Below are 13,884 nucleotides of genomic sequence, written 5' to 3' on the forward strand. Positions count from 1 at the left end.
GGCCCCGACGCTCCCGGGACGGAGCGGAACCTGCCTACGCGGTGGCGGCCGGCGGGCGCAGGACGCGCAGGTCGGTGCAGCGCCAGGAGAGGCGCTGGGTGGTGGCCGCCGGGCTGGGGTGGCTCCACTGACCGGCGGAGACGGACAGGTTGACGATGATCCAGGCGCGCCAGTCGGGGGCGACACCGACGGTGTCGGCGTGCACCTGGTGGCCGTCGACCGACCAGCGCACCGCGTCGGTGCCGAACCGGCAGGCGACGGTGAACCACTGGCCCGGGGTGACCGGGCCGTCCAGGTAGGTGCCGGGTCCGGGGGCGGCGTGGTTGCCGAGTTCGAGCATCCGGGGGTGGTCGCCGTGGTACTCCAGCACGTCCACCTCGCCGTGGCCGGGCTGCGGGTGGCCGGTGGACACGTCGCGGCCCCAGGTCCAGATCGCCGGCCAGGCGCCCCGGCTCGCCGTCAGCAGGCAGCGCGCCTCCAGCCGGTCCCCGGGCCGCAGTTCGAAGCCGCCCGGGCTGTTCTCGGTGGTCACCAGCGGGGTCCGCCAGCTGCGGGCGCCCTCCCGGACGGCGGTGAACCGGTCACCGTCCGGCCCGAAGCCCGGCACCAGGTGGTCGAGCTTGTTGTCGGCCGGGTTGCGCCCGTTGGGCGGGTACGCGGAGGTGGCGCCCGCCACCCACTGGGTGCGGTCGGAGAACGGTGCGTCGAACACCACCACCGGGTCGTTCGAGGACGGTGCGGGCGGGTTCGCAGGGATGCTCGGGTCCAAGGCGGCACTCTCCCGGGTCGTGCGGCAGTTCAGCCTCGGTATTCCCGGGGGAACGCCTCCCGATCTCCCGCACCCCCGGCGCGCAGGAGTGCGACAGCGCCCCCGGCGGCGCTCAGGCGCGGTTCGCGCCGGTCCCTGACTCCCGGGAGTGTCGGGCCAGTTCCGCGTCGAGCAGGGCGAACACCTCGGCGGGCCGCTCCAGGTGCGGCAGGTGGCCGGCTCCGGGGACCGGCGTGAACCGGCCGTCGGCGAAGGCACGGGCGTAGGCCGCGCCGTACGCGGGGGTGGCGATCCGGTCGCTCTCGCCCCAGACGGCGAGGACCGGAACCTGGACCTCCCGCAGCCGCGCGCGCAGGCCGGGGTCGTGCATGTAGGGGTCGCCCGCGAGGGCCCGCATGGTGGCGAAGTTGCCCCGGCGGCGGGCGAGTTCCTCGGCGGGCAGGGTCACGGGGTCGACCAGGAAGCGCGCGGGGTCGTGCCAGGAGAGCTCGGCCAGGCCACGGGCGTCCAGGCCGAGGACGTCGACCAGCGGTTCGCCCGGCACGTCGATCCCGACCGCGTCGATCAGCACCAGGCCGCCGACCAGTGCCGGGGCGCCGGCGGGGCGCAGCGCGTCGCGGACCGCCATCTCCGCGCCGATCCAGCCGCCGAGCGAGGAACCCACCAGCAGGACGTCGCGCAGGCCGCGCCGCTCCAGCAGGTCCAGGTAGACGCCGGCGAGGTCGGCGATCCGGTCGAGGCCGGCCGGGCGCCCGGTGCCGTCCCAGCCGGGGTGGACGGGTGTCAGGACGTGCGCGGTGCGGGCCAGGTGGGCGGCGAGCGGGGCGACGGTGGCGGGGCCGCCGCCCCCGTGCAGGACGAGGACGGGCCGGCCGGCGGCGTCCCCGTCCTCGGCGACGGGCAGGGCCGGGGTCAGGGGCAGGGGCAGGGGCACGGGCAGGGACACGGGGAGACGCTCTGCGGTGGTCATGACGACCACTGTAACTAAGGATACTTAATTAAGCTAGTTGGGTCAGCGGTAGGGTGGCGGCATGAACACTGAGCTCCAGGTCCTCGGCCAGGCCGTCAAGCAGGTCCAGTACCGCCAGCACCGGGCCCTCGACACCGCCCTCGCCGCCGTCGGCACCACGCTCGCCCAGTGGGACGCCCTGCGCGCCATCGGCCGCGAGCCCGGCGCCTCGGCCCGGGAGCTGGCCGCCGTCACCTTCCAGACCGAGCAGTCCTTCGGCACCCTGGCCGGCCGGCTCGCCGCCCAGGGCCTGATCGACCGCAGCCCCGGCCGGGGCCGCCGCATCGAGCACCGCCTCACCCCGGCCGGCGAGCAGGTCCTCGCAGCCGGCGAACAGGTCGCCGAGGAGGTCCTCATCGCCCACTTCGCCCCCCTCCCCGCCGAGGACCGCGCCACCCTGCTCCGCCTGCTCCGCACCCTCACTTCCGAGGAGCGCTGACCCGGCCCCCGCCGACGGCTTCCGCCCCCCGTCGACCGGGCCCGGGCGCGCCGATCGCCGGGTAGCATCCGTGAAGTGACGGACATTCAGGAACTCGACGCACGCGCACTGAAGACCACGAAGTCCCTCGTCGACCTGGTCGACCCGAGCATGCTCGACCTGCCGACCCCCTGCGGGTCCTGGACGCTGGGGCAGCTGCTCGCCCACATGACCGGCCAGAACCACGGCTTCGCCGCCGCCGCCCGGGAGGAGGCCCCCGGCCTCGATGTCTGGGCCGACCGCCCGGTCGGCGACGACCCGGCGGGGGCGTTCGCGGAGTCGGCCGCCGAGGTCACCGCCGCGTTCGCCGAAGAGGGCGTCCTGGAGCGGCGGTTCTGGCTCGCCGAGGTCCGGGGCGGCCAGTTCTTCCCCGCGCGGACGGCCATCGGCTTCCACCTGCTCGACTACGTCGTGCACGGCTGGGACGTCGCGGTCTCCCTCGGCCGCCCCGCCGAGTTCGACACCGACCTGCTGGAAGCCGTCCTCCCGATCGCCGAAGACGTCCCCGCCGGCCCCGCCCGGGAGCGCCCGGGCGCCGCCTTCGCCCCCCGGCTCGACGTCCCGGCCGACGCCGACCTGTTCCCCCGCATCCTGCGCCTGCTCGGCCGCGACCCCGCCTGGCCGGGCCCGCGCGGCTGACGCCACGTCACGTCCGGGGCGGAAAAGGCGGTGCGGCCTGCGCGGCCGGGCGGCAGACTCGGTCCATGACCCCCGAGATCACGCGCATCAACCCCGCCGGACTCCACGGGACGCCCGGCTATCACCACATCACGGTGGTGGAGGCGGGCCGGACGGCGCACCTGGCCGGTCAGTGCCCGCTCGACCGGGCCGGGCGGCTGGTGGGGGAGGGGAGCCTCGACGCGCAGATCGACCAGGTGGTGGCCAACGCCCTGACGGCCCTGCGGGCGGTGGGTGCCGGGCCGGAACGGGTGGTCCGCTCGGTGGTCTACGTGGTCGCCGAGGAGCAGGCGCTCCTCGGCGCCGCCTGGCGCCGGCTGACCGCATCCGCCCTCGGCCCGGCCTTCGGCACCGCCAGCACCCTGCTGGGCGTCACCTGCCTCGGCTTCACCGGCCAACTGGTCGAGGTCGACCTCACCACCGCCCTCCCGGACTGATCCCCCCGGGCGGCGGCCCGGGCAGCGCGGCGCGCAGGGGCGGGCCCGGGACGGCCAGGCGGGCGGTGGCCGCGACCAGGCGCAGCGAGCGGCCCGGGGCGGCGGCGAGCTCGAAGGGGGAGCGGAACGGGCCCGTCAGCAGGGTCAGGCACTGCCAGTGCCGCACCGCGCGCCGCCACTCGCGGGTGGCCGCGACCGGCCCGTCGAACCACAGCACCCCGCCCGGCCGGCGCACCGTCAACCGGGGCCCGTCCAGCACCGCGAACCAGCGGACCGGCCCGGCGGGGGAGCGGCGCGGCTCCACCCAGCGGTCCGAACCGGTCCAGCCGTCGGCGGCCAGCACCGGCCGCCCCCGGTCGAACGGGACGACCAGCACCGGGCGGTGCTCCCGGGTCAGATCGGGCCAGGGCGCCCAGCACTCGGCCGCCGCGCCGTCCCCGTCGCTCCCGGCGCCCCTGCCGCCCCCGCCCACCGCTGACCCGCCCAAGCGCCGTACCACCCCCGTTCCACGATCATTGTGGGGCATCCCGGCTCCGGCCGGCCCTTCTCCTGTGACGAGAACCGACGGGTGATCAGTTCTGCGCCGCGACCGGGAACCCGGACGGTCCACCGCGGCGTCCTCCTCCGCTGACGGGAGATCAACTCCCTTCCCCGACAAGGAAGAAGGACGTACCCAAATGGAAACGGACGCTCGCCCCCGCCGCACCCCGCGCGCGGCGCTCGCCCTGGCCGGGGCGGCCGTGCTGGCCCTGGCGCTGGCCGGCTGCTCGGACGACAAGGAAACCATGGCCACCTGGACCGCCAAGGGCGGCCAGGAGCAGACCAAGGTGATCGCCGGCGACATCCAGGAGCTGATCCGGATCTCCGGCACCGGCGACGCGGCGAAGTGCCGGCAGCTACTCGACCACGTCAAGACGGCCCGGGCGTTCCGGAAACTGCCCGACCAGGACGCCCAGCAGAGCTGGGAGGAGACCCTGAACCGGATGGAGACCGCCATCAACTCCTGCGTGCAGAACCCGTCCGGCCCGGGCGCCGGCCCCAAGCTCAGCGAGGCCGCCGAAGCCGAGAAGGCCTACCGCAGCTTCCTCATCCGGATCGACGTCCTCACCAAGACCGGCTCCTGACCCCGCCCCGCGCCCGTCCGCGCCGGCGTTCTCCCGGGGCCGGACCGACCGACCCGGTGACCGCTCCGGCCGGGCGGGGTCAGGGGGCGGCCGGGGGCAGGTCGATCGAGCGGTGCTCCTCCAGGACCAGGTAGCCGGTGCTGGTGTAGAGGTTCATGGCGACGTCGTTGCCGCCGAACACGTTGAACATCAGGCCCCGGTCGCCGGCCGCCGCGCAGACCGCCTCGGCGACCGCCATCGCGGCCCGGCCGAAGCCCCGGCCGCGGTGGGCCGGGTCGACCGCCACCGAGTACAGGTAGCCGACCTCCGGCAGGTAGCCGTGCCGGAGCCAGACCGCGCCGACCCGGGCGCCGTCCGCCTCGATCACCAGCAGCGAGGTGTCGGGAGTCGCCAGGCCCGCCGGGAGCAGCTCCGCGAACTCCTTCGCCGACTGCTCCCGGGCCTCCGGCTCCGACCGGCTGCCCGAGCGGACGATGTCGGCGACGTACCCCTCCTGCTCCTCGCCCATCCAGCCCGGGAACTCGTCCGCCGTCATCGGACGGATCGTCACTCCCTCGACCACCGGCGCGGCCCCCGCCCCGAACGCCTTGAACCTGGTCTGCGAACGGACCGGGAAGGCGTCGAAACAGTCGTCCGGCTCGGCCAGCCGGACCGCGAGCCCGCGGGCCGCCCGCCCCGCGCACCACGCCCGGGCCCAGTCCAGCGCCGCGCGCCGGTGCGCGCCCGCGGCGTCCAGGTCCGGGTCCGTCCACAGGTCGACCACCCGGCCGATCGCCCGCCCGCCCGGGTCCACCACCAGCGCCGTGGCCTGCCCGACCCGCCGCCCGTCCGCGTCCAGCACCGCGACCGCCGCCAAGTCCTGCGCCGTGTCCAGCAGTTCTTCGACCGAGCGGTGCGCCGCCGCCGGCGGCAACCCGGCCGCCAGGTAGCGGTCGAGGTGGCGCTGCCGGAACGCGGGGTACCAGTCGGACAGTTCGGTGAGGGGCGCGAAGAAGGAGGACATGCAGGCAGGCTAGGCCGATCCTTCCGTGCCCGCACGGGAATTGACGTCCTCCTGGTGAGGGCAGCGGCCTTCCCGGCTGCTTCGGCAGCAGGACGCCGCAGTCGCGGACCCGGGCGGCCGGACCGTCCGCGTGGCCCGGCCGTCCGCGTGGCCCGGCACGTCCTGCGGAGTGAGCCCGGCCAGGGGGAGGCGCTCAGGTGCAGGAGTCCTGCTGGTGTTCCGTCGAAGCTGACAGCCTCCCAGGTCGGCGCGGTGGAACGGCGGACGTCGCCGAATCGTGACGCCCCGCCCCTCCGGACGCCCCGCCCCGCCGGACGCCCCGCCGGGAGGGGCGGGGCAGGGCGAGGCAGGGCGGGCCAGGGTCAGCGCGGGCCGGGGTCGCTGGTGCTGGGGCGGCCGGTCTCCAGGTGACCGGCCCAGCGGCGGCGGAAGTCGGTGGGGGACGGGCCGTCGGTGGCGGTGACGGTGATGTCGTACCAGCGGTCGGAGCGGTCGGTGTCGAAGGTGAAGCGGGCGCTCTGGCCGGGGCGCAGGCGGCGGGTGCGGGCCGGGTCGCGGGTGTAGGCGTCGTCGGCGGAGACGGTGCGGGTGCCGGGGCCCGGGTTGCGGACCGTCACCCGGACCTCGCCGCCGGACGGTTCGAAGCGGGCGGTCAGCCCGGCCGGTCCGCGGCCCTCGAACTCCTGGACCGCGCCGTTCGGGCCGTTGACCACCAGGTGGTACCGGCCGTCCGCAGGCAGCTGCCAGTGGTCCTGGAGGGTGTCGCCCGCCGAGACGGTGTACCGGCGCGGCGCGCTCTGCGGCGCCGTACGGTCGTAGGCGTACAGCCAGCCGCCGGCCCGGCCCCGGTTGGCGAGGTCGAGGCGGAACTCCCCGGCGGCCCGCTCCTCGGACTCGTTGACCCGCAGGTCGTACGGCAGCGCGCGGGCCGGCCGGGTGCCGGGCTCCTGGACGGGCATCCGCTGCGGCAGCGGCACCTGGTACGGGTTGCCGCGCCCGGTGACCTTCGCCGGGACCTGGAGGCGGACCGGGCGGGGATCGCGGCCGGAGAAGTCCAGTGCCGAGGTCAGGTCGCCGCAGACCGAGCGCCGCCAGGCGCTGATGTTGGGCTCCCGGATGCCGAAGCGCCGCTCCAGGAAGCGCAGCACCGAGGTGTGGTCGAAGGTCTCCGAGCAGACCCAGCCGCCGCGCGACCAGGGCGAGACCACCAGCAGCGGCACCCGGGGGCCCAGGCCGATCGGTTGCATCCCGCGCGGGTCGGCGCCCGGCACCAGCGGGTGCGCCTCGTCCGGGTACTTGTCGAGGTCGAGCAGCTCGTCGGCGAGCGAGGCCCGCAGGTCGCGGGAGACCATGCCCTGCCCGCCCGGGCCGTCCGAGGTCGGCGGCATCGGCGGGACGACGTGGTCGAACAGGCCGTCGTTCTCGTCGTAGTTGATCAGGAACACCGTCCGGCCCCACACCTCGGGGTTGGCGGTCAGCGCCTCCAGCACCAGGTTGATGTAGTACGCGCCGTCGGTCGGCGTGGCCGCCGGGTGCTCGCTGTACAGGTACGGCGGCACGATCCAGGACACCTGCGGGAGCCGCCCCTGCTCGACGTCGGCCCGGAACTCCTTCAGCGTGTGGTCGCTCGCGCCCTTCTCCACCAGCGGGCCCTTCGCGCCCTCGGCGGTCTGGAAGTTGGCGAAGAACATCAGCGAGTTGTCGGTGTAGTTGTCGGTCGGCGACCCCGGCTCGCCGGTGCCGCCCTGGTACAGCTTCCAGCTGACCCCGGCGTCCTCCAGCCGCTCCGCGTACGTCGTCCAGGTGTAGCCGTTGGTGTCGTTGCGCTCCCACAGGCCCGGGCCGTTCGGCTTGCGGCCGAGCACGTTGCGCGGGTCGCAGGTGCCGGTCCACAGCAGGATGCGGTTCGGCGCGGTGTCGGCGTGCGCCGAGCAGAAGTACGAGTCGCAGACGGTGAAGGCGTCCGCCAGCGCGAAGTGGTACGGCAGGTCCTGCCGCTTCAGGTGACCCATCGTCAGGACGTCCTGCTTCTGGTTCACCCACTGGTCGTGCCGGCCCTCGTTCCAGGCCAGGTGCCCGCTGCTCCAGCCGTGGTCGGTGCCGGCCTGCTGGTCGGTGGTGCTGCGCGGGTCGATGTACCAGGGCAGCACCTCCCGCTCGGTGTCCGGCAGCCCGCGCGGATGGTAGCGGTCGGTGCGCACCGCGGCGGCCGGCTGGTGCCAGTTGGGCCGCCCGTCGGGCAGCTGCGGCGGCCGCGGGTCGGCGAAGCCGCGCACCCCGCGCAGGGTGCCGAAGTAGTGGTCGAAGGAGCGGTTCTCCTGCATCAGGATCACCACGTGCTCGACGTCCTCGATACTGCCCCGCCGCCCGAGCGCGGGCAGCGCGAGCGCCTGCTCGACGGCGGGCGGAAAGGCGCTCAGCCCCGCTGCAGCGGCGGACGCGCCGGTCAACTGGAGGAAACGACGCCGGTCGATGGATGCCACGTGCTGCCCATTCCTGTTCACAAGCCGGTCATTCCGAACGACTACGAACGTATGCACCGACCGCCCGGACCGAGTGAACCCCCGATGAGCAGTTGGCGAAACCTGTCCAGCCAACTCGCGGAGAACCCCGGCCGACCCGCCCCGCTACACTCCTGCTCTCCCGGCCGGCCCGGGAGAACGCCCGCCCCGCAGCGCGGGCGGTGGCACCGACGAACAGGCAGGGAACCGCCGTTGAAGAACGTCAGGGTCGACCTCTCGGCCGCGCGCGAGGACCTCTACGAGCCGCTGATGCGGGCCGTCTGCCCGTCGGCCCAGGGCGAGGCGGCGGTCCGGCTCGTCCACCAGGTCGAACCGCTGTGGAACTGGCTCCTCGCCGAGGGGTTCGTCGAGCACGTCCGGCGGGAGCGGTACGACATACTCACCCTGGGGCTGGCGGAAGCCCTCGCCCACCTCGGGGAGCGCGCGGAGAACGCGCAGTCCGTGGACGGCGGCCCCGAGCTCGACCCCTCGTCCACTGCGGTCCTGATCGTGGCCGCGAGCCTGGCGGGCAGTGACCGGAGCAGCCTGCGGAACGTCCTGCACCAACTGACCGGCGAGCACCTGCGCCTGGTGCTCGAAGCGATGATGTACGCCGCCGGGTACATGGACGGTTCCGCGGACCCCTGGGGCCACGAAGGCCCCGGGGTCGCCCCAGGAGAGGGGCCCAACAGCACGGCCCGGGAGGAGCGCCTGGCCGAGCTCTGAAACGCGGCGGTCGGCGTCCGGCGTTCGGATGCGAGCGGGACCGCTTCCGACCCGGTGCCGCGGCGACCGCTCTCCGCCGCTCTCTGCGCATGGACTCGTACGGCGCACCGGCCGCAGCGGGCGCTCCCAGGCGGCCGCACCCCGGGCCCACCCGTCCGCACAGCCGGACGCGCCCCGGTGGGCGCGCCGGTGCCGGGAGTGAGCCGAACGGGCGTCAACGGCCTTTGCCGTGGCGGTATGGGTGGGCACGGCCGCGAACCCGGCGGCTCAGGAAGCGAGTTCGCGGGAGCGTCCGGCCCGGCGGACGACCAGCGGCATGGCGAGGCCGGCGGCGACGAAGAGGCCGCCCATGGCGAGCCAGCCCGGGGCGCCCCAGGTCAGGCAGAGCAGGCCGAGCAGGGCGGGGGCGACGGTGTAGCACAGGCCCATGCCGAGGCCGAAGACGCCGGAGTACTGCCCCTGGGCGTGGGCGGGGGCCAGGCGGAAGCGCAGTTCCAGCGAGCCGGCCGCGTGCCACAGCGAACCCACGGTGTGGACGGCGACGCCGATCGTCATGAGGGCGGCAGCGGCCCAGCCGGGCAGGCCCGGGGCCAGGGCGATGACCGCCATGCCGGCCAGGAAGGCGACTCCGGCGCGGCGGGTGGCCCGGCCGGCGACGGGGGCGCCCTTGACGCGGCGGCCGGTGCGGACCTGGAGCAGGACCACCAGCACGGTGTTGACGGCGAGCGCGGCGCCGGTGAACCAGCGCGGGGCGTGGGTGTGCAGGACCACCCAGAGCGGCAGGGCGTACGTGATCACCTCGCCCTGCATCCACAGCAGACCGTCCAGGACGACGAACGCCAGGTAAGGCCGGTCCTTCAGCGCGAGCCACCGGTCGGACCCGGTCGAGGCGGGCAGCGGCTCCAGCCGGGGCAGCCGGAGCAGGACGGCCGCGCAGCAGAGGAAGGTCAGGGCGTTGGCGAGGATGAGCGCCCGGTAGGCGGAGGCGGAGTCGAGCTGGATCACCAGGCCGGCCGCCAGCGCGCCGAAAGTGCTGGCCAGGAAGGCGACGGAGCGCAGGTAGGAGCGGAACCTCGGGACTTCGTCGCCGCCGAAGCGGCGGATCATCGGGCCGCGCGCCGCGCCCCCGGAGGCGCCGGCCAGATCGGTCACCGCCACCGCCGCCATGAACGCCACGAAGGAGTGGGCGCACAGCAACGACACCATGGCCACGGCCTGGACCAGCAGCGTGGTCAGGAAGACGCCGTTCGGCCCGCGGCGGTCGGCGAGGTGCCCGACGGGCGGTCCGGCGAGCAGGCCGACCGCCCCCGCGACGCCCAGGCCGAGGCCGACCTGCCCGACGGACAGGCCGATCACCCGCATCGCGTACAGCGGCGCCGTCGCCAGGAAGGCCGCGGTGCCGAGCTGGTTGACGAAGCCGCCCAGCGCCAACCGGCGCTGCGGGCCGGACTCGAGGAGCAGCCCCCGCCGCACCGGCCAGGACCGGCGATCCGGGACGACGGCCTCCCGACGGCCCTCGGGGGACAGGGTGCTGCTCCGGCTCACGCGGTACTCCTGGAGGTCGATCACGGCTGGGCGGGGACGGGCCTCGACCGATCCGCGCACCGCGCCCCCGGTCGGCGGATCAAGGCTCCAAGATCATCTCAGGGGGCGCCATCCGTCGTGCCCGAACTCCGGAACCGGCAGGCCGTCAATCCGCTTCCCGCTTCCCCGCTTCCCCGCTCTCCTTGCCTTCTTCCGCCGGGCAGCCCCGTCACCGGCGCACCCGCCCGGACATGGCAGGCTGGCCGGATGCGAGAGACGGACGGGGCGGGCGGGGCAGGCCGGGTGGGCGGGACGGACGCGGTGGACGAGGTGGACGCGGTGGACGCGGTGATGGGGGCCGCGCTGCGGCGGGCGGCCGGGCACGGGGCGCGGTTCGAGGCGCGGTTCGCCGCGTACTTCGCGGCGGCGGCCGACCCGGCGGGCGGCGGGGCCGGGGTGCTGCCCGGGCGCGGGGCGTTCCCCGGTCGGGCGCTGGAGCTGGTGCGGGAGCTGTCGCTGCGCGGCGGGAAACGGCTGCGGGTCGCACTGCTGCACGAGGCCGCCGGACTGGTCACCGCCGAGCCGCCGCCGGGGGCCGACACCGCCGCCGTCTGCGTCGAGCTGCTGCACACCCACGGGCTGATCCACGACGACCTGATCGACGACGCGCCCGTCCGCCGGGGCGGCCCGTCCACGTACTACGCCTACCGGGCCGAGTTCCCCGACCGGCCCGACACGGCGCGGGCGCTCACCGTCCTGGCCGGCGACCTCGCCGCCTTCCTCGCTCTCCGGGTCCTGCTCACCGGCGACCTGCCGCCCCAGCGCGCCGCAGCCATGGCCGCCGTCGCCGCCGAGGCCGGAGCCGCCGCCGTCAACGGCCAACTCATCGACCTGGAAAGGGACTTCGCTCCCGAGGCCGGGACGGGTTTCCTGCACGAGGTCACCGAGTTCAAGTCCACCCGGTACTCCGTGCTCGCCCCGCTGCGCCTCGGCCTGCTCGCCGCCGGCACCGACCCGGCCCCGTACGACGCCGAACTGCGCGGCTACGCCACCGCCGTCGGCACCGCCAACCAGCTCCACGACGACCTGCTCGACCTGTTCGGCGACCCCGCCGTCCTGGAGAAGCCACTCGGCACGGACCTCCGCTCCGGACGGCGCAGCTACCTGGTCCGCGCCCTGGCGGCCGCCACCGACGGGACCGAACGCGCCCTGCTCGAAGGCGCGCTGGGCAACCCGGACACCGACGACCACACCCTCGACCGGCTGCGCCGGATCGCCCGCGCCCACGGCGTGGAGCGCGAACTGCGCGCCAGTGCCGCGCAGTTCGCTCGGGAGGCCGGTGCACGGGCCGCCACCTGGCGGGGCCGCTGGCGCCCCGAGGCGGTCGCCTTCTTCGAGCACCTGCCCGCCTGGTCGGTCACCCGCGACCACTGACCGGCCCGACCGGCCCGACCGGCTCGACCGGCCCGGCTGGCCGCCGACACGGGGGCGCCCCCCGTGGGCCCGCCCGGAGGACGGGACCGCGAGGGGCGCCGGGGTGACGGGGCGTCAGCTCGTCTTCACCACGAAGGTGACGATCGCGTTGTCGCCGGAGCCGCCGGAGCGGGTGATGTTCACGCCCGCGCTGGTGCCGTTGTTGTCGTACGCGTTGCTGCCGCGGAACGGGTTGTCCCAGTGGAACTTGACCCACTTGTAGTTGTTCGCCGGGTTCACGCACTTCTTGAGCTGGTACGTGGCGGTGCCCTCGGTCCCGGTCATGAAGCCGTTCGACTCCGACTGCCACACGCCCCAGGTGCTGTTGGTGATGGTCAGCGGCGGCCAGTCGACTCCGGTCCAGATGCCGCTGGACAGGTCGGCGGTGACGAAGTCCATCTCGCACTGGGTCCAGTTGTTCACCTGGACGAAGGTGCTCCGGGCGGGCGCCGAGGAGACGGCGGCCGGCGCGGAGGACCCGGCGGAGGGCCCGGCGGTGGAGGCCGGAGCGGACGCCGGGGCGGCGCTCGCGGCGGTGGTGGCGGAGAGGGTGGCGGCGGCCGCCAGGACGAGAGCGACGCCGGCGTTGCGGACGGTGCGGTACACGGTTCCCCCCAAGGGATTCGTTGGCGGTTCGGCCCGGTCGGCCTCCCCGATGACCACAAGACAACTCCACCGCGCCGCCCGGCACATGAGCGTCCACTGCTCAAAAGCCCGACCCCCGCACTACTCAGGACCCGGACGGCTACCGGGTGGTGGCGGCGACACCCGCGACCGCCGGCCGTGGCACCCGCAGCGCCCGCGACCGCCAGCTGCGGCACCCACGGCACCCTCGGCACCCGCAACCGCCGGACGGTGGTGCCGGCCCGGTGATCGTGGTAGGCAGGCGTGATCCCCGCCTACCGCACACCACCCCCAGGGAGCCCGTGAGATGAACCCGACCGTCCGGCGCACCCCGCTGCCCCGCGCCCGGCTCGGCGAGTGCCCCCGACTCGACGCCGCGACGAACACCCTGAGCTGGGTCGACCTGGCGGCCGGACAGCTCTGGCTGGCCCGGGCCCGCCCCGGCGCGGCCGAACCCGTCGACGAACCCGTCCTGCTCGCCGAGTTCCCCGGAAAGACCGGCTGCGCCGTCCGGGCCGGCGACGGCGAGGACTGGCTGGTCGCCCACGGCGGCCTGGTCCGGCACTGGCGCCCCGGCGTCGAACCCGCCACCGCCCCCGTGGTCGCCCGGCTGGAGCAGGACCCCGGCCCGGTCCGGCTCAACGACGGCGCCGTCGACCCGCAGGGCCGCCTCTGGGTCGACTCCATCCCCTACGGCCCCGCCGACGCCGGAAACCCGCAGGCCAGGCTGCACCTGCTGGACACCGACGGCACCTCGCACGTCCTGCTCGACGGCATGCTGGTCGGCAACGGCATCGGCTGGAGCCCCGACGGCGCCCTCGCCTACGCCGTCGACACCGAGAACCGGCGCATTCACCGCCTGCGCACCGACCTCCCCGGCCTCCCGCGCCCCGAACTCCCCCCGCTGACCGTCCCCCAGGGCCTCCCCGACGGCCTGGCCGTCGACGACGAGGGCTGCCTCTGGGTCGCCCTCTGGGACGGCGGAGCCATGCTGCGCCTCGACCCCGAGGGCAAGGAACTCGACCGGATCGAACTGCCCTGCTCCCGGCCCACCGCCTGCGCCTTCGTCGGCGAACACCTGGTGATCACCACCGCCGTCGCCACCGGCGAGGACGCCTCCGGCTGGACGTACACCGCCGAGGTCGGCATCACCGGCCCCGCCGCCCGCCGCGCCGCGCTCCCCGCCACCGTCTGACACCCCGCCACCACCTGACACCCCGTCACGGCAGCGGCACCCCATCGCTCCAGTGACCCTGCATCACCACGGTAATACCCTGTAACTCCAGCAATAGCATATCGCTTTAGTGACAGCGCCTTACCAGAGCGATACGCAATAACTATCGTGATTCCCTGTAACCAGAGTTGCACGCATTCGCTGCAGCGAGACCCTCCCGCCACCGGGCCCGGGGCCGGGGGTAACCAAAAAAAAGCCCCCCGGCCCCCCCCCCCCCGCACACCCGCCCGCCAACCCGGCCCGCAAGCAGGCCCAGGTCGGCCACGGCCCCCACCTCCTCGCCCAGCTGGTCCAGGCCCAGCTC

General features: G+C 75.0%; 14 protein-coding genes. 7 read left to right on the forward strand and 7 right to left on the reverse strand.

Going from position 1 to position 13,884, the window contains the following annotated elements:
- Window positions 1-34: 34 nt before the first annotated feature.
- Together ACIOHG_RS33755 and ACIOHG_RS33760 are read right to left on the reverse strand one after the other, a co-directional pair.
- Window positions 35-769 (reverse strand): beta-glucanase, encoded by a 735-nt coding sequence (locus ACIOHG_RS33755; RefSeq protein WP_400956330.1) that lies wholly within the window; start codon window positions 767-769, stop codon window positions 35-37.
- Between the two features lie 112 nt (window positions 770-881).
- The gene (locus tag ACIOHG_RS33760) at window positions 882-1,739 is read right to left on the reverse strand and encodes an alpha/beta fold hydrolase (protein ID WP_400956331.1); all 858 of its coding nucleotides are present in this window, start codon (window positions 1,737-1,739) and stop codon (window positions 882-884) included.
- 61 nt (window positions 1,740-1,800) lie between these two features.
- Here ACIOHG_RS33760 and ACIOHG_RS33765 point away from each other — a divergent pair, with 61 nt between their 5' ends.
- The 3 genes from ACIOHG_RS33765 (at window position 1,801) to ACIOHG_RS33775 (ending at window position 3,371) form a co-directional block, all read left to right on the forward strand.
- Window positions 1,801-2,217, forward strand: a complete 417-nt coding sequence (locus tag ACIOHG_RS33765) for a MarR family winged helix-turn-helix transcriptional regulator (protein ID WP_400956332.1) — start codon at window positions 1,801-1,803, stop codon at window positions 2,215-2,217.
- A 75-nt stretch (window positions 2,218-2,292) separates the two neighbouring features.
- Window positions 2,293-2,895, forward strand: coding sequence for a TIGR03086 family metal-binding protein (locus ACIOHG_RS33770; protein ID WP_400956334.1), 603 nt, complete (start codon window positions 2,293-2,295; stop codon window positions 2,893-2,895).
- 65 nt (window positions 2,896-2,960) lie between these two features.
- On the forward strand, window positions 2,961-3,371 hold the full coding sequence (locus ACIOHG_RS33775; protein WP_400956335.1) for a RidA family protein: 411 nt from the start codon (window positions 2,961-2,963) through the stop codon (window positions 3,369-3,371).
- Here the strand turns inward: ACIOHG_RS33775 and ACIOHG_RS33780 are convergent.
- Complete coding sequence (locus ACIOHG_RS33780) at window positions 3,349-3,858, reverse strand: hypothetical protein (RefSeq protein WP_400956336.1); 510 nt, start codon at window positions 3,856-3,858, stop codon at window positions 3,349-3,351. The genes ACIOHG_RS33775 and ACIOHG_RS33780 overlap by 23 nt on opposite strands.
- Before the next feature lie 190 nt (window positions 3,859-4,048).
- Here ACIOHG_RS33780 and ACIOHG_RS33785 point away from each other — a divergent pair, with 190 nt between their 5' ends.
- Window positions 4,049-4,495: a hypothetical protein gene (locus ACIOHG_RS33785; protein WP_400956338.1), complete on the forward strand. Its 447-nt coding sequence runs from the start codon at window positions 4,049-4,051 to the stop codon at window positions 4,493-4,495.
- A 79-nt stretch (window positions 4,496-4,574) separates the two neighbouring features.
- On the opposite strand, the gene ACIOHG_RS33790 is transcribed toward ACIOHG_RS33785, so the two are convergent.
- Window positions 4,575-5,498, reverse strand: coding sequence for a GNAT family N-acetyltransferase (locus tag ACIOHG_RS33790; RefSeq protein WP_400956339.1), 924 nt, complete (start codon window positions 5,496-5,498; stop codon window positions 4,575-4,577).
- Window positions 5,499-5,860: 362 nt separating this feature from the next.
- A complete protein-coding gene (locus ACIOHG_RS33795; protein WP_400956340.1) occupies window positions 5,861-7,981 on the reverse strand; it encodes a phosphocholine-specific phospholipase C in 2,121 nt (706 codons plus the stop codon).
- A 231-nt stretch (window positions 7,982-8,212) separates the two neighbouring features.
- Between ACIOHG_RS33795 and ACIOHG_RS33800 the strand changes: the two genes are divergently transcribed.
- Entirely contained in the window at window positions 8,213-8,725 is a 513-nt protein-coding gene (locus ACIOHG_RS33800) for a hypothetical protein (RefSeq protein ID WP_400956342.1), read from the forward strand.
- A gap of 267 nt (window positions 8,726-8,992) precedes the next feature.
- Here ACIOHG_RS33800 and ACIOHG_RS33805 read toward each other — a convergent pair whose 3' ends face one another.
- Entirely contained in the window at window positions 8,993-10,270 is a 1,278-nt protein-coding gene (locus ACIOHG_RS33805; protein ID WP_400956343.1) for an MFS transporter, read from the reverse strand.
- Between the two features lie 330 nt (window positions 10,271-10,600).
- On the opposite strand from ACIOHG_RS33805, the gene ACIOHG_RS33810 reads away from it, so the two are divergent.
- On the forward strand, window positions 10,601-11,683 hold the full coding sequence (locus ACIOHG_RS33810) for a polyprenyl synthetase family protein (protein ID WP_400956352.1): 1,083 nt from the start codon (window positions 10,601-10,603) through the stop codon (window positions 11,681-11,683).
- A gap of 114 nt (window positions 11,684-11,797) precedes the next feature.
- Here ACIOHG_RS33810 and ACIOHG_RS33815 read toward each other — a convergent pair whose 3' ends face one another.
- On the reverse strand, window positions 11,798-12,328 hold the full coding sequence (locus ACIOHG_RS33815; protein WP_400956344.1) for a hypothetical protein: 531 nt from the start codon (window positions 12,326-12,328) through the stop codon (window positions 11,798-11,800).
- 325 nt (window positions 12,329-12,653) lie between these two features.
- Between ACIOHG_RS33815 and ACIOHG_RS33820 the strand changes: the two genes are divergently transcribed.
- Complete coding sequence (locus ACIOHG_RS33820; RefSeq protein WP_400956346.1) at window positions 12,654-13,541, forward strand: SMP-30/gluconolactonase/LRE family protein; 888 nt, start codon at window positions 12,654-12,656, stop codon at window positions 13,539-13,541.
- Window positions 13,542-13,884: the final 343 nt, after the last annotated feature.

It is taken from the genome of Kitasatospora sp. NPDC088134, from assembly GCF_044741705.1.
GTDB lineage: Bacteria > Actinomycetota > Actinomycetes > Streptomycetales > Streptomycetaceae > Kitasatospora.

Coding starts and splice junctions, on each gene's coding strand:
- ACIOHG_RS33775 (WP_400956335.1), top strand. CDS start 2,961: ATGACCCCCGAGATCACGCGCATCAACCCCGCCGGACTCCACGGGACG.
- ACIOHG_RS33765 (WP_400956332.1), top strand. CDS start 1,801: ATGAACACTGAGCTCCAGGTCCTCGGCCAGGCCGTCAAGCAGGTCCAG.
- ACIOHG_RS33820 (WP_400956346.1), top strand. CDS start 12,654: ATGAACCCGACCGTCCGGCGCACCCCGCTGCCCCGCGCCCGGCTCGGC.
- ACIOHG_RS33810 (WP_400956352.1), top strand. CDS start 10,601: ATGGGGGCCGCGCTGCGGCGGGCGGCCGGGCACGGGGCGCGGTTCGAG.
- ACIOHG_RS33760 (WP_400956331.1), bottom strand. CDS start 1,739: ATGACCACCGCAGAGCGTCTCCCCGTGTCCCTGCCCGTGCCCCTGCCC.
- ACIOHG_RS33785 (WP_400956338.1), top strand. CDS start 4,049: ATGGAAACGGACGCTCGCCCCCGCCGCACCCCGCGCGCGGCGCTCGCC.
- ACIOHG_RS33790 (WP_400956339.1), bottom strand. CDS start 5,498: ATGTCCTCCTTCTTCGCGCCCCTCACCGAACTGTCCGACTGGTACCCC.